The sequence below is a fragment of the Paenibacillus tundrae genome (assembly GCF_030812775.1).
GTDB classification, from domain to species: Bacteria; Bacillota; Bacilli; order Paenibacillales; family Paenibacillaceae; genus Paenibacillus; species Paenibacillus tundrae_A.
The window spans coordinates 318,240-338,238 of the sequence record NZ_JAUSTI010000002.1 but is presented as its reverse complement, the minus strand read 5'-3'; the positions used below and the strand labels follow the sequence as shown (position 1 = coordinate 338,238).

The following is a 19,999-nucleotide window of genomic DNA, read 5'->3' as shown; positions in this document are numbered from 1 at the left end:
TTGCATAATGAAACAATACAATCTGTGATGGCATGGAATCGTACAAAAAAAAACGAACCTACATATGGGGATAGGAGAATGAAAAATGGGAAAAGCACTAATCATCGGCGCCGGCGGCGTTGCTTCTGTGGCAGTACACAAATGCGTTCAAAATAGCGAAGTTTTTGAGGAGATCTGCATCGCGAGTCGTACAAAATCAAAATGTGACGAACTTAAAGCGAAGTTGGACGGCGGCAAAACAAAAATTACGACAGCACAAGTGGATGCTGACAATGTTGACGAGTTGATCGCGTTGATCAACGAAGTTAAACCGGATATCGTGATGAATCTGGCTTTGCCATATCAGGATCTGACGATCATGGATGCTTGTCTTGCAACGAAAACAAACTACATGGATACAGCGAACTATGAGCCAGAAGATACAGCAAAATTCGAATACAGCTGGCAGTGGGATTACAAAGAGCGCTTTGAAAAAGCAGGCATTACTGCATTGCTCGGAAGCGGATTTGATCCTGGCGTAACTGGCGTATTCTCTGCATATGCCCTGAAACACTATTTCGATGAAATCGAATATATCGATATCCTTGACTGCAATGGCGGTGACCACGGTTACCCGTTCGCAACAAACTTTAACCCTGAGATCAACATCCGTGAAGTTTCAGCTAACGGAAGATACTGGGAAAATGGTGAATGGATCGAAACGAAGCCAATGGAAATCAAACGTGTCTACGACTTCAAAGAAGTTGGCGAAAAAGATATGTACCTGTTGTACCATGAAGAATTGGAGTCCTTGGCGAAAAACATTCCTGGTCTGAAACGTATCCGTTTCTTCATGACATTTGGCCAAAGCTACCTGACTCACTTGAAAGCATTGGAAAACGTAGGCATGACTTCAATCGAACCGATTGAATATGAAGGCAAACAAATCATTCCATTGCAATTCTTGAAAGCAGTATTGCCAGATCCAGCATCCCTTGGACCACGTACAGTGGGTAAAACGAACATCGGTTGCATTTTCAAAGGTAAAAAAGATGGTCAAGACAAAACGTACTATGTATACAACATCTGTGATCACCAAGAGTGCTTCAAAGAAGTTGGTTCCCAAGCGATCTCTTACACAACAGGCGTTCCAGCAATGATCGGTGCAGCAATGGTTATGACAGGTAAATGGAATAAACCAGGTGTATTCAACGTCGAAGAGTTCAACCCAGATCCGTTCATGGAAGAACTGAACAAATGGGGTCTCCCATGGGTAGAAGACTTCAACCCGGTATTGGTTGATGAGCTGCCAGAAGAAGCAAAACAATCGGAGCTTGTTCGTTAAAATGCGGTTTGAGCAATTACCGACGCCTTGCTTTGTTGTTGACGAGAGCCTAATTGAGAAAAACCTGAAAATCCTGAACGGGGTTATGCAGCGTACAGGTGCCAAAATTGTGCTTGCACAAAAGGCATTTTCCATGACTGCGATGTATCCTCTCATTGGAGAATACCTGAGTGGTGCGACAGCAAGTGGACTGTATGAAGCACGTTTGGGTCACGAGGAAATGGGCAAGGAAAACCATGTTTTTGCGCCAGCTTACCGTGCAGAAGAGATCGACGAGATTATTTCGATCTGTGACCATATCATTTTCAACTCATTTTCGCAGCTTGCGAAATTTAAGGATAAGGCGCTTCAGGCTGGCCGCAAGGTTGGTTTGCGCATTAACCCGGAATGTTCAACCCAAGAAGGACACGAGATCTATGATCCGTGTTCTCCGGGTTCACGTTTTGGAGCTAAACAAGAGGATTTCCGAGCAGATCTGCTGGAAGGGGTCTCTGGACTGCATTTCCACACATTGTGTCAGCAAAACTCCGATGATCTGGAGACAACGCTGAACGCTGTAGTAGAGAAATTCGGTCAATGGCTGCCACAGATGGAATGGATTAACTTCGGTGGTGGACATCACATCACACGTGAAGACTATGACATTCCAAGATTGGAAGCTTGCATTAAGCGTATGCAGAACGACTATGGTCTAGAAGTATATCTGGAGCCGGGAGAAGCTGTTGCTCTAAATGCAGGATATCTGGTAACTTCCGTGCTGGACTTCCACAAAAACGGCATGGATATCGCTATTCTGGATACTTCAGCTACATGTCATATGCCAGATGTACTGGAAATGCCATATCGCCCGCCGCTAATCGGTTCGGGAGAAGTGGGCGAGAAAGCGCATCTGTATCGTCTGGGTGGACAAACTTGCCTATCTGGTGATGTCATTGGAGATTACTCATTCGATCAACCTTTGCAAGAAGGTGACCGTCTCGTATTCGAGGACATGGCGATCTACTCCATGGTGAAAACTAATACCTTCAACGGCATGCCGTTGCCAGCCATTGCAGTCAAACGAAAAGATGGCGATTGTGAAATCGTACGTGAATTCGGATACCAAGATTTCAAAACAAGATTGGCTTAATACGTTATTATATATCCTAAGTTATCACCGGTATTACTCTAGCGATGTATATTGTTATTATATAAGTAAAAAGAGCAGTTCCAAGTCACACACGAGTGTGATTTAGAAACTGCTCTTTTTTTGTGTTACTTGTTTGAGTCCACGGGTTTACTTGCTGCTCTGGTGGCATAAGGGAAGATTGGGTCTTTCAGTTCAAATTCATACGTTAGTCCATTCACGATCCCTACGACATATTCGCTGTCATACAGATCTAGTAAAAATCCGGCCATCTGCTCGGCTGTATGGAACTTAGGCACACGCCCTTCATACTGGAACTGATCTAGATCAAAGGCACGTTCAGCAAACTCGGTTTCTGTCGCAGCAGGTGCGAGCACTTTGGCTTGCATAGGAACATGTTTGCTTTTAAGCTCCTGGGCCAGACCTTCGGTAAAGGCACTGACATAAAACTTGGTCGCACAGTACGTTACCGCATCCGGTACAATCGTATAGCCGCCTCCTGAAGAGATGTTGATAATTTGTGTGCCCGGAGTTTCGGCATAATCCCGAACATAGAGAGTGGAGAGAATTGTAAGTGCTTCAATATTGAGATGAAGCATTTGTTCAATTTTAGGCAAGTGTTGCTCACCAACTGAGGCAAAATTGCCAAAGCCAGCATTGTTGATCCATGTTTCGATGGAATAACCGTTCAAGCTTTCATAGAAAGCATGTACATCCGCGGCAATGGATAGATCTACGGTGCGAATCACAACGTCTAACGTGTTATCTATTTCAGCAATTTTGGATTTTAACTGTTCCAACTCAGCGGTTCTGCGTGCAGCTAAAATCAGATGTTTACCGCGTGCGGCAAATGCCAAAGCTGCTTCATATCCAATGCCTGAACTTGCTCCAGTAATTACGGTGTATTTCATGAGAATTCCTCCGAATCTAATTTCAGTATTTAATATTGTGATGTGACTACGAGTTGATTATACTGATTAGAGCTTACTCTAAGTCAAGCAAGAAAATGGAAAGGAGTACAACCATGCATACGATTGGTGAAGTCGCTGAGTTGCTCGGGATTAGTGCGTATACGTTACGGTATTACGAGAAGGAGCAGATCATCATTCCGCTTCGTGATGCCGGTGGAGACAGGCGATACAATGAGTCTCATCTCAAATGGCTGCAGTTTGTCATCAAGTTAAAAGAAACACAAATGCCGATCGCTGTCATCAAAAAGTATGCTTCGTTATTTCAAGAAGGCGAGCATACAGCTCCAGAACGTTTGGAACTGCTGGAGAACCATAAGAGAGCCGTTGAAGATCAGATGAACAACCTTCATGCCGCGAACGAAATGCTGGAACTTAAAATTGTGGCATATCGATCATTTATCGGGAAATAATGTAATGAGCTTGGATTTCATAGATAGCGTAACATGCGTTTTTAAATGACCTTCTATTGCCAAAAGTGTGATTTTTGTTATAGACTATTTTTTATGTTTGCTAAAATTTACGTTGTGCATTGTTCATCAAGGGGGAAATGGAATGAATCAAAACAGAATACAAAAATCGAACAAGCTGAAGATCCTCTCCAAAGTATTGTTAATTATTATCGGGGGATTTATCACGGCATATGGTCTGGAAGCCATATTGATTCCGAACAATGTCTCGGACGGCGGCGTAACCGGTCTTAGTATCGTAGGATCACAATTGTTCGGACTACCACTCGGGATGTTGATCGGGCTTATTAACATTCCTTTTGTATGGCTTGGTTATAAGCAGATCGGTAAGAGTTTTGCTTTATATTCGGTCATTGGTATTGCTTCACTTGCGGTTAGCACCAGTCTGATGCACCATGTGCCAACGATTATTCAAGGCGATACTTTGCTGGTTACCGTTGTTGGCGGTATCATTATCGGTTTTGGTATGGGACTTGCATTGCGTAATGGCGGAGCATTAGATGGAATAGACATGTTGGCTGTGTTGTTATCCCGTAAAGTCCCATTTGGAACGAGTGACCTGATTCTGTTCCTCAACATGTTTGTGTTTATCGTTGTGTCTACGGTATTTGGTCTACAAGGTGCGATTCTGTCTGGGCTTGCGTACTTTATTGCTTCTAAAGTTATACATATCGTTGAAGAAGGCTTGAGCGGTTCCAAGACATTCAAAATTATTACGAATCAACCAGAGATTATGGTCGAAACCATTCGTGATCGTCTAGGACGTGGAGCAACATATACGGATGCGTATGGTGGATACTCTAACGAGCAATTCAAAGAAATTACGTGTGTCATCAACCGGATGGAAGAAAGTAAAATTAAAGATATCATTCATGAAATTGATCCTACGGCTTTTGTAGTCGTATACGATGTAGCCGAGGTTAAAGGCGGGAATTTCAAGAAGAAGGATATTCACTAGGATGAATCAAAAACGCGCTAGAGAGAAGAGTTCTCTCGGCGCGTTTTTTGATACAATTAGGTTTCGGTAAACACGGTTGCAAAACTGCTGTCCACACCTTCAATGTACAATGGGATCGCGTAAACCTGGCTAATATTAGACAGATCATGATTAAGATTCATGTCTTCAATGACTAGAATATACTTGCCGTCTACGCGGTCTTTCCCTAATATCGTTTGGTGAAAAGCAACGGCTTCATCTGGATGATTAGCCGCACCAGCTGAGATCGAGTCCAATCCAACCGCCCGCAATGAGTCAAAAACCATCAGATAACGGGCGGCAGATGCTGCAAGACCCGGGTTATGATTACTGTACCGTTCAGGGTCTGTTGAACGAATGTTCCCAAAACCAGTGCGAATCAAAACCAGATCCGAGCCAGCAATCTGATGTTCATAAGGTTCAAGATCTTCTTTGGTGATTAGCTCATCATCTTGTTTGGGAACATCGATAACGGTTGGATGGTTGAAGATAAAGTTGTCTAACGGGATCTCTGTTAACTTTTTCCCTTGAGGGTTAAAATGCCATGGTCCATCAATGTGGGTGCCGTTATGGTTAAGGGAAGTAATAATGAACTGATTATACAGATCACCTTGGTCGGTACTCGACTGCTGTAGAATCTGTACCGGGGGATTACCCTTATATATGGGCGTATGTGTGCTAAGAGGATAGGACAAGAGTATTCGTGTCATCTTCCAATCGCTCCTTTATTCATTACCTATTATGACCTAGAATGTAAAGACTGAAGAGAGGCAAGCAACCGAACCGTCTGAATAGTACACCATTTATCGTTTTATGCGATGAGGTTTTATTTCATGAATGATATTACACAATAAAGTTGCTTCGTTACATGTTTCATCGGTGTCATTTGTGCTTATTCTCATATTTGAACTCCTATAAAAAATAGTGATGATGAAACGAATTCATAAACCGTATCTTTTTTTTCTGCTCTGGAATGTGTTGATGGTCGGAGGTGTACATATTTCAACCATTCAGCATGAACCGGGTAGAGGAGTTTCTGGTAACGGGAATCTGGGTCTTCTAGTTCTGTTTCCATCTATACTGACATTTTTTATCCTGTGTATATGGACGATGACGTTAACCAGAAGGTGGCTTAATGATCATCGTGATCGCTCGGTTCGGATGTATGCTCTGATACCTATTGTAGCTATTTTGTTATGTGGTCTCTTTATCTTCATGGAAGTTCAATTCATTCACCAGTTGGGCGAGCAGCTGAACGGGTACACGAATGATCCCGATTCGGCAGTCTACCGCTTTGGCTTGCTGAACCAGTATACCAATACACTGTATTATAACTTTCCAATCCTAATGTTTGGACTTTCGTTCTCTATATTCATCGGCTGGCTACTGGAGCGTGTACTTCGAAACAGAACTTAAGCATGTTCTAAAATGAAATGGGGAAGAGAATAATGAAAACGGATACATTCATGATGCCTTACCGATGATAGAATAGAAGAACTGCGTGAAGAATATCCCCTTTTAGCAGGTAGTCCTGCATATGTACAAACGATAGATGTCTCCTTTGATCAAATTCTAGAGATATCCGATGCAGTAATTATAGCTGAAGTGTTGAAACAAAATGAGAATTCCCAAGCTACGTTTAGGTATGCTACGTATTGAGCGAAATTTATGACTCATTCATGTTTGGAAACTTCTCGAGCCATCCATTCCAATAGAAAGAGTACGGGGAATTGGGTGGTTATATTTGCTGATTCATAGTATTCCTCATTTACATAATAAGGAATATTGATATCAGAGATTTTGGCTATAGTGGATTGGCGATTATTCGTAATACTCACAATTTTATTTTTCTCCTGCTTAATTTGTGTTAGATGGGGTAAGATGAATGGATTTTCACCTGAGGTAGATAATGCAATCGTAACACTGTACTTATAAGCAAGCGATTGGGGCTGGCAGATCGACCCTCAAGGATTGCGATACATTATGCAAACGTTAAATGCAATCTTCATGCATAAGCTTTGTGTCCTTATGGAAAACTTATGTAGTGCGTTGAAATAAACATGATTTTATTTAGGGGAGGTAACCTCATGACTAATCAGGATCCACAACAGCTTCTGCAGCAAAAGCATGAACAGGATGAACATAAACGACAGTTCACCCAATTCTCCCGTAACATTTCAGGACATGGCGAGATGGAAGCAGGTCAAGAATTCAGTCATGACCGAGTGTCTGACGACCAGAACCGCATGAAATCTGTTGAGAACAGACGCACATAAGCCCAAAAAGCTAAAAAGCTAACAAATAAGCTGATCCTTCGGGATTGGCTTATTGGTTGTGTGATGGTTTGTGTTCAATTCAAGGGTAACCGTTCTTGATATAATACCAACAATGGTTGTTTTGCTTTTGCTGGAGTCGTATATTACATAGCCACATCGGCAATTGATCATCCATAATGATCATAGATTCTACATATAAGGACGGGGAGAATATGGACTTTAAACCGCTTGCTTCATTTATTGATCGTATCACAGCTTGGAGAGTACCGTGGGCAGAGGTGCTTGTCATGCATCAAAATGATACCGTTTTCCATTATCGGAACGGGTATGCCAATCTAGAGGAGCAAACGCCAATCGGGGATGGAGCGATCTTCAATCTGTATTCCATGACCAAAATCATGACCTGTGTTGCGGGTCTGCAGCTGGTGGAGAGAGGCGATATGCTGTTAAGTGATCCGCTATCAGAGTACTTGCCAGAGTATGCGGACATGAAAGTGAAGAAAACGATGGGGAACGGAGAAGTTCGGCTGGAACAAGCGACCAGAGCGATAACGGTACGCGACTTGTTTACGATGACGGCTGGATTCTCATATGATGTGGGTTGTCCAAGTATACAGGAGATCGTACAGAGTAGTAATGGAACGGTAAGCACTCGGGATTTTGCGAAAGCGCTTGCCAAAGAACCGTTGTTATTTGAGCCTGGCACACATTGGAATTACAGTATGTGCCACGACGTGCTGGGAGCTCTGGTGGAGGTTGTTAGTGGTAAGAAGTTTGGTACGTATTTGCGAGATGCGATTACCGAACCACTCGGCATGAAAGACACGGCATTTGACCTGAATGAAGAACAACAGCGTCGTCTGATTCCGCAATATGCTTACAATGATGAGCTTGGGCAAGCAGTAAGGATGGATGGCAATGGATTCCGTGTAGGTACAGAGCTAGAGAGCGGTGGAGCAGGGCTGATGTCCACAGTTAGCGACTATGCTCTGTTCTTGAATGCATTGACAGGTCGAGGCACGAGTCCAGAAGGTGTGCGAATTCTCTCCCAGGCTTCGGTAGAGCTTATGCGGACAGATCACCTGAATGAAATGACCCGAGGGGACTACTCCTGGGATCATATGGATGGGTATGGTTATGGACTAGGTGTACGTACGCACATCTCCAAAGCAGGCAGTGGATCACTCAGTGCCATTGGTGAATTCGGATGGAGTGGTGCTGCTGGCTGTATGGCGATTATTGATCCGGATTCCGAGTTGACAGTAATGTATGCACAGCATCTATTGAACAGTCAGGAGCCTTACGTTCAGCGGCGGTTACGGAATGTTGTATATTCTTGTTTATCATAAATGATGTAAGAGCCGCGAAATTAATATCGCGGCTCTTTGTAGTACTTATTCAGTTCACATATTAAGGTTTATAGTTGGTGACCAACCCTTTATCGCCCTTGGCAGAGACTACCCGATTGACCATGTATATTCCGAGTGATACAAACAGTAATGCAACCAGATTTTTCAGTTCCAGAACCGATTCTCCCAAGAACAGTGCGGATAGTAATGCACCAAATACAGGAATGAGGAAGTTGTACACAGATACTTTTCCAACTTTGTTGTATTTAAGAAGCAGATTCCATAGACAGAATGCCACGGAAGATAATAAGGCCAGATAAATTAGATTCGCTGTAGATGCTAGAGTAAAATGGGTGACACTGCCGCCAAGTGATAGACCAAGCAAAGTCAACACAACGCCTCCAACGAACAGACTAATTCCTGTAATGATCATAACATCAATAGTAGCTGTCAATCGTTTGGCGTAGATCGCGGTCACCGAGAAGACTAGAGCAGCTATAATCACGAAACCTTCGCCTGTAAGGGAGAAGGAGAATGTGAGCAGATCTGCATGGGAATTTACAATGATTACGCCGACGAAACCAAGCACACAGCCGACAATTTTATTTTGACTTAACTTATCATTTTTATAGATAAAGTGAGCCAGAACAACACTGAAGAATGTTGTTGTTGCATTCATAATGGAGCCTTTTACACCTGTTGTATTGGCTACCCCAACGTAGAAAAACATATATTGCAGACCGGTTTGCAATACGCCGAGTGCGCCAAGGCTAGCCCACTCACGCCGAGTCAGCTTCAATCTCTGTTTTCTCACCGTCCGAAAAAGGAGCAGAAGCAATAAACCGGCTAATGTAAATCGATATCCAGCGAATACATATTTGGAGGCGATGTCCTCCGGCAAGATGTTAAAAGCGACATATCCAAGTTTAATGGATGGGTAAGCACTTCCCCATAACAAGCAACATAGACTTGCTATGAGCATGACAAACAATGGGTCTTGAAATTTACTTCGTTTCTCTGTTATCTCTCTCTCGATCACGTTCCATCTTCTCCTCGCAATTTCATGCACATATGGTTGTACTAATCTCATATCCATCACTGACCATATCATAATTCGCACGACTTGTATCGCTAAATGTAAGTTAAGAACTATTTTCGAATCAGGAGATCAAGGTTTAATGGAGCCTGAAATGATCAATAACAGGTTAATATGTTAAGATAAGATGAATTCTATGAATTCTATGGAGTCTATGGTTATAGGGGGACGTATAGTGTCAGCAAGTATAATACAGGAATACTGGAAAAAGTTTGCCAAACAAAACGAGTTAAACATGGATGTTCCAAGTGCTTGGATGTTTGGAGACGGATCAAAAGCAATGGGAGATGAGTTAGGCGGATTAGTTGTTAGTGGCATGAAAACGGGAACGTGTTCTGCTCATTGTGCATATGAGCTAGAAAACGAGGAAATTCCAAAGGTAGGTCAGTACGATATTGTATTAGACGGAGATAACAATCCGTTAGCCATTATCCAAATGACTCAGATTGAAGTCGTGAAAATGAATGAAGTTACCCATGAATTTGCTCGATCTGAAGGAGAGGGTGATCTGAGCTATGCGTATTGGTATCAGGAGCATGTTGAATTTTTCACCTGGCAATTGAGCCAGTATGGTCTTACGTTTACCCCCGAATTGTTGCTGGTCTGTCAGACATTTAAGGTTGTGGACGTGTACAGGGCAGCGGTTTAGGTACGATGGGAGCACTGCGAATGATAATGTTGCTAGATGAATAGATTTGTACTTGTATACATATCAAGTGGCGAGGCGTGTAATAGTGTAATACTAGAGTTCTAGCATGTGTTTGCAATAATAGGGCTAGTCTATAATAAACGATAAAAAAGAACCTGATGGACTACATCAGGTTCTTTTTGGTTATTGTATGTAAATAAATCCGGTGATATAATCGGAATACAAATTTCTGAAATTTGTTAATCTTCATAATGAACCTATCTTCTATTATTAATTTACCATGCTGATTAACTCTTGTCAAATGTTTTTTTTCAAAATAGGCGGATTGGAGTGAAGCTGAATGAATTCATTCGTTCTCGATTTTCACGAAATGCATGCTACACAGCTTACGCTTGTTGGTGGCAAAGGGTTAAATTTAGGGAAGCTATCCACAGTAGAGGGGGTTCATGTTCCTGATGGATTTTGTGTGACTACTCGCGCATTCCAACTAGCGCTTGAACAAAACGATACGTATTCTACTCTGCTTAAGCAACTAACAATGTTAACTCTTCAGGATCGCACAGAGATCGGTGAAGTGAGTCTAAAGCTTCGTCAAACGATTATGGATACAGCAATACCTTCCGATGTAACCAAGGAAGTTATATGCCACTTGTCTAAGCAGGGCATGGAACATGCTTATGCGGTACGTTCGAGTGCTACTGCTGAGGATTTACCTCATGCTTCATTTGCTGGGCAACAAGATACGTACTTAAACATCATTGGACAAGACGCAATCCTTCATCACATTCGGAAATGCTGGGCGTCACTGTTTACTGAACGTGCAGTCTTTTATCGTATACAAAATGGATATGATCACAGGCATGTGTATTGCTCTGTTGTCGTACAGAGAATGATATTTCCCCAGGCTTCTGGAATCATGTTCACGGCTGATCCGGTCACATCCAATCGCAATCTAATATCCATCGACGCTAGTTTTGGGCTAGGAGAAGCGCTGGTCTCAGGTATAGTCTCCGCTGACAATTACAAAGTCCAAGGAGACCATATTGTCGATAAAATGATCAGCATGAAAAAGCTGGCGATCTATGGCTTAGAAGGTGGTGGAACGGAAACACGGCAGATCGAGCCTGATCAGCAGGGATACCAAACTCTTACGGACCAACAAATGATACAACTAGCACACATCGGCAGACAAATCGAGACTTATTTTGGTTGCCCACAAGATATTGAATGGTGTCTGGCTGAGGATACCTTCTATATTGTACAGAGTCGCCCCATCACGACGTTGTTCCCAATCCCCAAGGTGGAGGATGCGGACAATCACGTCTATCTATCTGTGGGTCATCAGCAGATGATGACCGATGCCATCAAACCATTAGGCCTATCTTTTTACCTGTTGATTACACCTGCGCTGATGCGGATAGCCGGAGGCCGATTATTTGTGGATATTGCACCGATGCTGTCTTCAACAGCTGGCAGGCAAGCTTTACTGAATAATTTAAGCTCCGATCCACTTATTGTAGGTGCACTTAAGACAATCATCGAGCGAGATTTTATAACCGTGCTACCCAAGGATCAGGCAGCAGCACCGCCTACTAGACGTAACACAGATACACTGCCGCCATTCGAGCCAGATTCCAATATCGTGTCTGAATTGATAGGGCGAAGTCAGACTTCAATCGATAATCTACAGCATAATATTCAAAATAAATCGGGAGCGGAGTTGTTTGATTTTATTTTGGAAGATGTGCAGGATCTGAAGAAGCATTTATTTGATCCGCAAAGTACGGCTGTCTTTATGGCTGCTATAAATGCGACAACATGGATTAATGAGAACATCAATGAATGGCTAGGTGAGAAGAACGTAGCGGATACGCTCACGCAATCGGTAGAGGGCAATATTACTTCTGAGATGGGTCTGGCGTTGTTGGATGTCGCGGATGTGATTCGTCCTTATCCAGATGTGATTCATTATTTGCAGCAAACGGAAGATAATAGCTTTCTAGAAGAACTCGTTAAGCTGGATGGAGGACAGGAAAGTCGGGACGCAATCGAGGAGTTTCTGAGCAAGTACGGCATGCGATGTGCTGGGGAAATTGATATAACAAGAACTCGTTGGAGTGAAAAGCCATTAACACTGATTCCCATGATCTTGGGTAACATCAAGAACTTTGAGCCGCAGGCGGGTAAGCATAAATTTGAGCAAGGGCTGAAGGAAGCTTTGGAGAAGGAACAAGAGTTAATAGATCGCTTAAAGCAATTACCTGACGGGGAGCAAAAAGCTCATGAAACGAAGCAAAAGATCAACCTCGTACGCAAGTTCATTGGTTACCGCGAATATCCCAAGTACGGCATCGTCAGTCGTTATTATATTTATAAGCAGGCTCTATTTAGAGATGCTGAACGACTCGTTCAAGCTGGGATTATTCAGAACGTAGAGGATATATATTATCTTGCTTATGAAGAGCTTCACGAAGTGGTTCGCACAAACCTATTGGATCAGCAGACGATTGATCAACGGAAAGAGGACTATCGATCATATGAAAAGCTTACGCCTCCGCGTGTGATGACATCTGATGGTGAGATCATTACAGGGGAATACAATCGTGAACATCTACCTGTGGGTTCGATTGCAGGTTTACCCGTTTCTTCAGGTGTAATTGAAGGAAGAGCACGAGTCATTTTGGACATGAATGATATCGATCTGGAGGCCGGGGATATCTTAGTGACATCGTTTACTGATCCTGGCTGGACGCCTTTATTTGTTTCTATACAAGGTCTAGTGACAGAAGTAGGCGGACTGATGACGCATGGTGCAGTCATTGCACGTGAATATGGGTTACCCGCAGTTGTTGGTGTAGAGAATGCAACTCAATTGATCAAAGACGGGCAACGAATTCGTGTGAATGGAACAGAAGGCTACATCGAAATACTTTCTTAACCACGAGCAGGAGCAGGTAATGAAGTGAGGCTAGTTGCTACGTAAGCTTTGAATTATTGTTAAGATACAAAGGGCGGATACGTATGTTCATACGTTGTTCGTCCTTTTATCTATTACGTTTCTATATGATTAGGCTAATTCATCTTTCTTGCATCGAATAAGCAGAAATGGGATCGAAGGTTTGTTTTTCATGATTTTATTAGGCTCTTCAATTTCAGAAACTTCAAGCTGTCCGTAAGATCCGAATTCTTCTTGAATGGATTTATTATCATAGAAAAACATCTGAAGCCCTTCCATGATCTCATAATAATTGTGGTCGAGTTGTTGTCCTTGACCATACATGGGGGCTTTTGGGGAAACGGTTGTAAAGACCATATATCCATTAGGCTTTAATTGCTTGTAACAATTTGCAATAAACTGTTCTCGTTCCTGTCTGTTCAATAGATGAATCAGCGCATAGCAAAATATACCTTCGTACAGATGCTCATCGAACGGCATGTCGGTTACAGAGCCATGAGCAATCGGAAAATCAAGCCCTTGTTGCCTTGCTAAGTGGATGGCGGTTTCGGAAATTTCAATTCCGGTGACCTTAATTCCAGCATCTATGAAGGTTTTGGCATTTCGGCCATAGCCGACGCCCGGGATAAGGATGTCCTTAATGTTCTTTTCAAGGAAAAACGCCTTAGTTAGAAGACTCGAATCTGTCGGTTCGAATCCCCACATTGTTTGTTTAGCTATAAAACTGGATTCCCAGAATTCCACGGTACAGCCAGCTCCTTTTCTATTATAAGTATATAAAAGACATTTGAAATCCTTAATAACTCTAATATATGTATCGTTTTTTGTAAATAGTAAATTCCTTTTTTATTCTGTGGTATTGTAGCACCGTAATGAGATGGCAAAATAACGAAGGGGTTAATCTTAGTTAATGCCTTAGTTTTGAGTAAACAGATATAATCTGATCGTTCGTTGTTGACATAAGTTTAAGAAACTTGTTCGACCCACTGGGATAAATTTCAAGTGATGAAATGCTTGTCAAATGAAATAGAATGTGATAATTTATGTATGTAACCGGTTACACATAAGGAGAACAAATGATGAAAACGATCAAAGACGTAGCGAATCTGGCTGGCGTATCAGTAGCCACCGTATCAAGAGTCATCAATGACAGGGGATATGTTCATGCGGATACCCGCAAGAAAGTAGAAGATGCCGTGAAGGCGCTTAACTTCTCCCCGAATGAAGTAGCTCGCTCATTATATAAACGCAAGTCCAAACTGATTGGCTTGTTGCTGCCCGATATTGCAAACCCTTACTTTCCACAGCTTGCTCGTGGTGTAGAGGATCGGATGCAGGAGCAGGATTACAGACTGATATTCGGAAATAGTGATGAGGATGAACGGAAGGAGCAAGATTACATCCAAACGTTCATTCAGAATAACGTAGTTGGTGTGATCTCTTCAACAAACTACCCTCATTCTTCAATATATGAAAACCTGAAGATTCCTGTGGTGTTTCTTGATAGAACCTCATTAGATCGACCTTCTGTGTATGCAGACGGTAGAGAAGGGGGAAGGCTAGCAGCCAAGGAGATCATCAGACGGGGTAGCAGCCGGATAACGGTTATGCAGGGACCAACACATATTCGCCCAGCCCAGGATCGCTTTGAAGGAGCAATTGAAACCATTCGGGCGGCAGGGCTTGATTACCGGGTTATCCAGACAACCTCATTTTCGTTTAACGAGGCAGGGGTGTGGGCAGAAGAATTATTTAAGAAATATGCCGACACGGATGGAGTAATCGCCAGTAATGACATTGCTGCGATGGCCGTGCTGCATGAGGCGGCGCGAATTGGAAGGAAAGTCCCTGAGGATGTACAAGTCATTGGGTTTGACGATATTCCGATGAGTGGTCTATTGTCGCCAGCGTTGTCCACCATTCGGCAACCGGCATATGAGATGGGTAGAGAAGCGGCGGGATTACTTATCAAGCTTGTGGAACAAAATGCGATTGAGGATAAAAACATACAGTTGCCCGTCGGATTTATTGAGCGGGGAACAACGAGAAAGGTGAGAACAGATGGCTAAAATTTGCGTGATTGGTAGCAGTTCTATGGATTTAGTCGTTACTTCTTCAAGAAGACCAGGAGCGGGTGAAACCGTTCTTGGCGAAAGCTTCAAAACAGTCCCTGGCGGCAAAGGCGCGAATCAAGCTGTTGCTGCTGCCCGATTGGGAGCAGAGGTGTATATGATCGGACGGGTAGGTGAAGATACCTTCGGTACAGACATTTTGAACAACTTCGAAGCAAATGGTGTAAATACGCAAAATGTGAAACCGGTTACACATTTAGAGAGCGGAACGGCTCATATCATTCTTGCGGAAGGTGATAATAGTATTGTAGTTGTTGAGGCGGCCAACCGTGAAGTCACTCCCGCATATGTTGATGAGGCGGTAGATGTTATCCGTAATGCTGATATCGTATTGATCCAACAAGAAATACCTGAGGAAACAGTGGTTCACGTTAGTGCACTGTGCGCGAAGTTTGGAACTCCGCTGTTATTGAATCCAGCACCCGCAAGAATGATATCGCAAGAGGTCATTGACAATGCCTCCTACATTACGCCGAACGAACATGAGGCAGAAATATTGTTCCAAGGTGTAAGCCCGGCAGAGTCGCTGCGGCAGTATCCCAATAAATTGTTTATAACAGAAGGCAGCAAGGGTGTACGTTATTTTGATGGTGAACAGGAAGTCCTTGTGCCAACGTACCAAGTGAAAGCCGTTGATACAACAGGCGCTGGAGATACATTCAATGCCGCGTTTGCAGTCGCTTTGGCTGAAGGCAAGCCGCTACAAGATAGCATCCGCTTCGCTAATCGAGCTGCCTCATTGTCTGTGACCAAGTTCGGAGCCCAAGGCGGAATGCCAACGCGAGCGGAAGTGGAGGAGAGCCTGTAATGAAAAGACATGGCATACTCAATAGTCACATTTCCAAAATACTCTCGGATCTCGGTCACACGGATCTGATTGCGATTGCGGATGCCGGGCTTCCCGTACCGGAAGGAGTACGTAAGATTGATCTGGCTCTGAAGCTAGGAACACCGAGTTTTCGTGAAGTCGTAGAAACCATTGCAGATGATATGGTCATTGAAAAGGTCATAGTGGCAGAAGAAATCCGAGAGGCAAACCCCGCGGCGCTGCAATTTATGATAGACAGATTCGGAGAGGACAACGTGGCTGTTTCCGTCAGTCATGAGCAATTTAAAGTATTAACAAGGCAGGTAAAGGCGGTTATCCGCACAGGTGAGGCGACGCCTTATGCTAATTGCATTTTACAAGCAGGAGTCCATTTTGGTTAAAAAGGAGGTTGCGTGATGCATATTCAGATGCACAACATTCACAAAGCGTTTGGCACCAATCAGGTGCTAAGCGGAGTGGATTTTGAACTGCAAGAAGGTGAGGTTCACGCCCTAATGGGGGAGAACGGAGCAGGTAAATCTACACTCATGAATATTCTGATTGGTCTTCATCAGCGGGATCAAGGCACAATTAAGATCGACGGAAAGGAAACGTATTTCACCAGTCCGAAGGAGGCAGAGAAACTAGGCATCACCTTTATTCATCAGGAGTTAAACGTCTGGCCTGAAATGACGGTGCTCGATAACCTTTTTATCGGTAAGGAGGTGACTTCCTCGTTTGGGTTGCTAAATACGAGACAAATGAAAGCGCTTGCCAAGGAGCAGTTTAGCAAGTTATCTGTGGACATTCCACTCGAACGTCCTGCGGGTGAATGCTCTGTAGGACAACAACAGATGATCGAAATTGCGAAGGCGCTCATGACAGATGCAAAGGTCATCATTATGGACGAACCAACAGCGGCGCTCACAGAGCGGGAGATCCAAAAGCTGTTCGGAGTCATAACGTCACTGAAGAAAAATGGCGTATCCATCGTCTATATCTCGCACCGCATGGAGGAAATATTCACCATCTGCGACCGAATTACGATTATGCGTGATGGTAGAACCGTAGATACCCAATCGATTCCGCAGACTAGTTTTGACGAAGTCGTTCGAAAAATGGTCGGCCGAGAATTAACGGAACGTTATCCATCTCGGAATCCCTCGTATGGCGACGTTGTGCTAGAGGTCAGAAACGCGAGCAGCAAAGGATTATTTCACGATGTGAGCTTTCATGTTAGAGCAGGTGAAATTCTAGGCTTCTCAGGACTTATGGGCTCTGGGCGAACGGAGATTATGAGAACGATCTTTGGTCTCGACACGATGGATCGCGGTGAAGTAATCATTCGCGGCAAAAAAGTGAACATTCGTAAACCTGTAGATGCGGTCAGACATGGTATTGGTTTTATTACGGAAGATCGCAAGGACGAGGGTCTCGTGCTCGACTTCTCTATTCGTGAGAATATGGCACTGCCGAACCTGTTCAGCTTCTCCAGTAAAGGCTTCATCTCGACTGCAAAAGAACAGGAATTCGTGGATACACTGATCAAACGATTGCAGATCAAAACACAATCTTCGGAAACTGCCGCTCGCAACCTATCTGGTGGTAATCAGCAAAAAGTGGTTATTGCTAAATGGGTCGGCATCGGTCCAAGTGTGCTCATTCTGGATGAACCTACACGAGGTGTCGATGTTGGAGCGAAGCGCGAGATCTATCAGCTCATGAATGAACTGACTGACCGAGGCGTCGCCATCATCATGGTGTCGTCAGAGCTACCCGAAGTGCTCGGGATGAGTGATCGAATTGCAGTTGTGCATGAAGGGCACATTAGTGGCGTGCTGTCTAAAGAAGAAGCCACGCAGGAAAATATTATGACATTGGCTACAGGGGGACAGTGATATGACAACAATGGACAACAACACTGCCAAAAGCGGCTTCCGTTTCTCGAACGTAACACAAAAATTAGGACCGTTACTCGGCTTAATCATTCTCATTCTTATCGTTTCAATCTTAAATCCTAGCTTCTTGGAACCGCTTAATATCTTGAATCTTCTGCGCCAGGTTTCGATTAATGCGCTGATTGCTTTTGGGATGACATTTGTTATTCTCACCGGCGGAATTGATCTATCGGTTGGCTCAATCCTCGCATTATCCAGTGCATTTGTTGCTAATATGATGTTATCTGGTTTAGATCCGATCTTGTCCATCATTATTGGGATAGCACTAGGCGGTGTCATGGGGATGGTCAATGGTCTCATGATAACCAAAGGCAAGATGGCACCGTTTATCGCGACATTGGCAACGATGACGATATTCAGAGGATTAACACTGGTCTACACGAATGGTAACCCAATTACCGGTCTTGGTGACAGCTTGCTGTTCCAATTGTTTGGACGTGGTTACTTGTTGGGGATTCCAGTACCAGCCATCACCATGATGATTACGTTTATGATTCTATGGATTATTTTGCATAAAACAGCTTTTGGTCGCAAAACGTATGCGATTGGCGGTAATGAGAAAGCTTCCATTATCTCGGGTATTAAAGTTACACGTGTTAAAGTGATGATCTATTCCTTGGCCGGTATGCTTGCAGCACTGGCAGGGGCAATTCTGACATCACGCTTGAATTCAGCACAACCAACAGCAGGTACATCCTATGAGTTGGATGCGATTGCAGCCGTTGTACTCGGAGGTACGAGTCTTTCTGGTGGTAGAGGGCGCATTGTTGGCACGTTAATCGGTGTTCTGATTATCGGTGTACTGAATAATGGATTGAACTTGCTCGGGGTGAACTCCTTCTACCAAATGGTCGTGAAGGGCGTTGTCATTGCCATTGCAGTCCTGCTGGACCGCAAGAAAACAGCATAAGGAGAGAAGCGACTATGAAAAAAATAACGATGACACTCATAAGCATGCTATTGATTATTGTTCTGGCAGGTTGCTCCTTGGAGCCTCCGGGTTGGGCGAAGCCTGACGCAGCCGGAAATAAAGAACAGAAGAAAATTGGGTTATCCATTTCCACATTAAATAATCCATTCTTTGTATCCCTGAAGGATGGGGTCGTAGCCGAAGCTCAAAAACAGGGGATCCAAGTGATCGTCGTTGATGCACAGAACGATTCGGCGAAACAAACGAACGATGTGGACGATCTGCTTCAACAAGGCGTAGACGCCTTGCTCATTAACCCTGCGGATTCTGCGGCAATCTCTACAGCGGTTCAGTCCGCGAACAATGTAGGTATTCCGGTGATTACACTTGACCGTTCCGCAGATAAAGGTGAAGTGGCAGCCTTGGTGGCATCGGATAATGTCAAGGGTGGACGCATGGCAGCGGAATACTTCGTTGAACAGCTTGGTGAGGGCGCGAAAGTCATTGAGCTTGAGGGTGTACCAGGTGCTTCCGCAACACGAGAGCGGGGCAAAGGTTTCCATGAACTGGCTGACGAGAAACTCGATGTGGTGGCGAAGCAATCAGCGGACTTTGACCGTTCCAAAGGGTTGAATGTTATGGAGAATCTGCTGCAAGGTAATCCAGATGTACAAGCGGTGTTTGCCCATAACGATGAGATGGCACTTGGAGCGATTGAAGCTATTCAAAGTTCAGGTAAAGACATCCCGGTTATTGGATTTGACGGTAATGATGATGCGATCAAATCCATTCAGGACGGTAAATTGACAGCAACAGTTGCTCAGCAGCCTGTGTTGATTGGTAGTCTGGCGGTGCAAGCGGCGCTAGATGTATTGGACGGCAAGCAGGTAGAGCAATCCATCCCTGCTGAACTGAAGCTGGTAACGAAAGAAAATGTAAATGAATAAACAGTTCTATTCTCTATATTGAAATTGAAATAATAATTGGTATGGAGATGTAGA

Annotated in this window: 20 protein-coding genes; 15 read left to right on the top strand and 5 right to left on the bottom strand. The window is 43.8% G+C overall.

Features of this window, described 5'->3' with window-relative positions; genetic code table 11:
• The first annotated feature begins 85 nt into the window (after nucleotides 1-85).
• Together J2T19_RS04820 and nspC are read left to right on the top strand one after the other, a co-directional pair.
• Nucleotides 86-1,324: a saccharopine dehydrogenase family protein gene (locus J2T19_RS04820; RefSeq protein ID WP_307213705.1), complete on the top strand. Its 1,239-nt coding sequence runs from the start codon at nucleotides 86-88 to the stop codon at nucleotides 1,322-1,324.
• Between the two features lies 1 nt (nucleotide 1,325).
• Complete coding sequence (gene nspC / locus J2T19_RS04815) at nucleotides 1,326-2,453, top strand: carboxynorspermidine decarboxylase (protein ID WP_239291451.1); 1,128 nt, start codon at nucleotides 1,326-1,328, stop codon at nucleotides 2,451-2,453.
• Nucleotides 2,454-2,578: 125 nt separating this feature from the next.
• Here the strand turns inward: nspC and J2T19_RS04810 are convergent, their stop codons facing one another.
• Nucleotides 2,579-3,361: an SDR family NAD(P)-dependent oxidoreductase gene (locus J2T19_RS04810; RefSeq protein WP_307213703.1), complete on the bottom strand. Its 783-nt coding sequence runs from the start codon at nucleotides 3,359-3,361 to the stop codon at nucleotides 2,579-2,581.
• Nucleotides 3,362-3,474: 113 nt separating this feature from the next.
• On the opposite strand from J2T19_RS04810, the gene J2T19_RS04805 reads away from it, so the two are divergent.
• Complete coding sequence (locus tag J2T19_RS04805) at nucleotides 3,475-3,831, top strand: MerR family transcriptional regulator (RefSeq protein ID WP_307213700.1); 357 nt, start codon at nucleotides 3,475-3,477, stop codon at nucleotides 3,829-3,831.
• Nucleotides 3,832-3,973: 142 nt separating this feature from the next.
• Nucleotides 3,974-4,846, top strand: coding sequence for a YitT family protein (locus J2T19_RS04800; protein WP_128101793.1), 873 nt, complete (start codon nucleotides 3,974-3,976; stop codon nucleotides 4,844-4,846).
• A 56-nt stretch (nucleotides 4,847-4,902) separates the two neighbouring features.
• On the opposite strand, the gene J2T19_RS04795 is transcribed toward J2T19_RS04800, so the two are convergent.
• Complete coding sequence (locus tag J2T19_RS04795) at nucleotides 4,903-5,574, bottom strand: cyclase family protein (RefSeq protein WP_307213698.1); 672 nt, start codon at nucleotides 5,572-5,574, stop codon at nucleotides 4,903-4,905.
• A gap of 220 nt (nucleotides 5,575-5,794) precedes the next feature.
• Here J2T19_RS04795 and J2T19_RS04790 point away from each other — a divergent pair, with 220 nt between their 5' ends.
• Nucleotides 5,795-6,280 carry a hypothetical protein gene (locus J2T19_RS04790; protein ID WP_307213696.1) on the top strand — a complete coding sequence of 162 codons (486 nt, stop codon included), beginning with the start codon at nucleotides 5,795-5,797 and terminating at the stop codon, nucleotides 6,278-6,280.
• A 257-nt stretch (nucleotides 6,281-6,537) separates the two neighbouring features.
• Here J2T19_RS04790 and J2T19_RS04785 read toward each other — a convergent pair whose 3' ends face one another.
• Nucleotides 6,538-6,780, bottom strand: a complete 243-nt coding sequence (locus J2T19_RS04785; RefSeq protein ID WP_307214031.1) for an SIS domain-containing protein — start codon at nucleotides 6,778-6,780, stop codon at nucleotides 6,538-6,540.
• 171 nt (nucleotides 6,781-6,951) lie between these two features.
• Between J2T19_RS04785 and J2T19_RS04780 the strand changes: the two genes are divergently transcribed.
• Together J2T19_RS04780 and J2T19_RS04775 are read left to right on the top strand one after the other, a co-directional pair.
• Entirely contained in the window at nucleotides 6,952-7,140 is a 189-nt protein-coding gene (locus tag J2T19_RS04780) for a hypothetical protein (protein ID WP_056690227.1), read from the top strand.
• Nucleotides 7,141-7,352: 212 nt separating this feature from the next.
• A complete protein-coding gene (locus J2T19_RS04775) occupies nucleotides 7,353-8,489 on the top strand; it encodes a serine hydrolase domain-containing protein (protein WP_307213695.1) in 1,137 nt (378 codons plus the stop codon).
• A gap of 61 nt (nucleotides 8,490-8,550) precedes the next feature.
• Here the strand turns inward: J2T19_RS04775 and J2T19_RS04770 are convergent, their stop codons facing one another.
• Nucleotides 8,551-9,528 (bottom strand): DMT family transporter, encoded by a 978-nt coding sequence (locus J2T19_RS04770; RefSeq protein WP_307213693.1) that lies wholly within the window; start codon nucleotides 9,526-9,528, stop codon nucleotides 8,551-8,553.
• A 292-nt stretch (nucleotides 9,529-9,820) separates the two neighbouring features.
• On the opposite strand from J2T19_RS04770, the gene J2T19_RS04765 reads away from it, so the two are divergent.
• A complete protein-coding gene (locus J2T19_RS04765) occupies nucleotides 9,821-10,234 on the top strand; it encodes an ASCH domain-containing protein (RefSeq protein WP_370874814.1) in 414 nt (137 codons plus the stop codon).
• A 340-nt stretch (nucleotides 10,235-10,574) separates the two neighbouring features.
• Nucleotides 10,575-13,172 (top strand): phosphoenolpyruvate synthase, encoded by a 2,598-nt coding sequence (gene ppsA, locus J2T19_RS04760; RefSeq protein ID WP_307213690.1) that lies wholly within the window; start codon nucleotides 10,575-10,577, stop codon nucleotides 13,170-13,172.
• A 129-nt stretch (nucleotides 13,173-13,301) separates the two neighbouring features.
• Here the strand turns inward: ppsA and J2T19_RS04755 are convergent, their stop codons facing one another.
• Nucleotides 13,302-13,934 (bottom strand): class I SAM-dependent methyltransferase, encoded by a 633-nt coding sequence (locus J2T19_RS04755; protein WP_307213688.1) that lies wholly within the window; start codon nucleotides 13,932-13,934, stop codon nucleotides 13,302-13,304.
• A 335-nt stretch (nucleotides 13,935-14,269) separates the two neighbouring features.
• On the opposite strand from J2T19_RS04755, the gene J2T19_RS04750 reads away from it, so the two are divergent.
• From J2T19_RS04750 to rbsB, 6 genes are read left to right on the top strand one after another with little or no spacing between them, the layout of a single operon-like run.
• A complete protein-coding gene (locus J2T19_RS04750) occupies nucleotides 14,270-15,259 on the top strand; it encodes a LacI family DNA-binding transcriptional regulator (protein ID WP_307213686.1) in 990 nt (329 codons plus the stop codon).
• Nucleotides 15,252-16,130: a ribokinase gene (rbsK, locus tag J2T19_RS04745; RefSeq protein ID WP_307213683.1), complete on the top strand. Its 879-nt coding sequence runs from the start codon at nucleotides 15,252-15,254 to the stop codon at nucleotides 16,128-16,130. Before J2T19_RS04750 ends, rbsK begins: the two co-directional genes overlap by 8 nt.
• Entirely contained in the window at nucleotides 16,130-16,531 is a 402-nt protein-coding gene (gene rbsD, locus J2T19_RS04740) for a D-ribose pyranase (protein WP_307213681.1), read from the top strand. Before rbsK ends, rbsD begins: the two co-directional genes overlap by 1 nt.
• 15 nt (nucleotides 16,532-16,546) lie before the next feature.
• Complete coding sequence (locus J2T19_RS04735; RefSeq protein ID WP_307213679.1) at nucleotides 16,547-18,028, top strand: sugar ABC transporter ATP-binding protein; 1,482 nt, start codon at nucleotides 16,547-16,549, stop codon at nucleotides 18,026-18,028.
• A gap of 10 nt (nucleotides 18,029-18,038) precedes the next feature.
• On the top strand, nucleotides 18,039-18,998 hold the full coding sequence (gene rbsC / locus J2T19_RS04730) for a ribose ABC transporter permease RbsC (protein ID WP_370874813.1): 960 nt from the start codon (nucleotides 18,039-18,041) through the stop codon (nucleotides 18,996-18,998).
• A 14-nt stretch (nucleotides 18,999-19,012) separates the two neighbouring features.
• Complete coding sequence (gene rbsB, locus J2T19_RS04725; protein ID WP_307213674.1) at nucleotides 19,013-19,945, top strand: ribose ABC transporter substrate-binding protein RbsB; 933 nt, start codon at nucleotides 19,013-19,015, stop codon at nucleotides 19,943-19,945.
• Nucleotides 19,946-19,999: the final 54 nt, after the last annotated feature.

Coding starts and splice junctions, on each gene's coding strand:
- J2T19_RS04805 (WP_307213700.1), top strand. CDS start 3,475: ATGCATACGATTGGTGAAGTCGCTGAGTTGCTCGGGATTAGTGCGTAT.
- J2T19_RS04775 (WP_307213695.1), top strand. CDS start 7,353: ATGGACTTTAAACCGCTTGCTTCATTTATTGATCGTATCACAGCTTGG.
- rbsB (WP_307213674.1), top strand. CDS start 19,013: ATGAAAAAAATAACGATGACACTCATAAGCATGCTATTGATTATTGTT.
- J2T19_RS04795 (WP_307213698.1), bottom strand. CDS start 5,574: ATGACACGAATACTCTTGTCCTATCCTCTTAGCACACATACGCCCATA.
- J2T19_RS04735 (WP_307213679.1), top strand. CDS start 16,547: ATGCATATTCAGATGCACAACATTCACAAAGCGTTTGGCACCAATCAG.
- J2T19_RS04780 (WP_056690227.1), top strand. CDS start 6,952: ATGACTAATCAGGATCCACAACAGCTTCTGCAGCAAAAGCATGAACAG.
- J2T19_RS04800 (WP_128101793.1), top strand. CDS start 3,974: ATGAATCAAAACAGAATACAAAAATCGAACAAGCTGAAGATCCTCTCC.
- ppsA (WP_307213690.1), top strand. CDS start 10,575: ATGAATTCATTCGTTCTCGATTTTCACGAAATGCATGCTACACAGCTT.
- J2T19_RS04790 (WP_307213696.1), top strand. CDS start 5,795: ATGAAACGAATTCATAAACCGTATCTTTTTTTTCTGCTCTGGAATGTG.
- J2T19_RS04765 (WP_370874814.1), top strand. CDS start 9,821: ATGGATGTTCCAAGTGCTTGGATGTTTGGAGACGGATCAAAAGCAATG.
- J2T19_RS04750 (WP_307213686.1), top strand. CDS start 14,270: ATGAAAACGATCAAAGACGTAGCGAATCTGGCTGGCGTATCAGTAGCC.
- J2T19_RS04810 (WP_307213703.1), bottom strand. CDS start 3,361: ATGAAATACACCGTAATTACTGGAGCAAGTTCAGGCATTGGATATGAA.
- J2T19_RS04820 (WP_307213705.1), top strand. CDS start 86: ATGGGAAAAGCACTAATCATCGGCGCCGGCGGCGTTGCTTCTGTGGCA.
- nspC (WP_239291451.1), top strand. CDS start 1,326: ATGCGGTTTGAGCAATTACCGACGCCTTGCTTTGTTGTTGACGAGAGC.
- rbsK (WP_307213683.1), top strand. CDS start 15,252: ATGGCTAAAATTTGCGTGATTGGTAGCAGTTCTATGGATTTAGTCGTT.
- rbsD (WP_307213681.1), top strand. CDS start 16,130: ATGAAAAGACATGGCATACTCAATAGTCACATTTCCAAAATACTCTCG.
- rbsC (WP_370874813.1), top strand. CDS start 18,039: ATGGACAACAACACTGCCAAAAGCGGCTTCCGTTTCTCGAACGTAACA.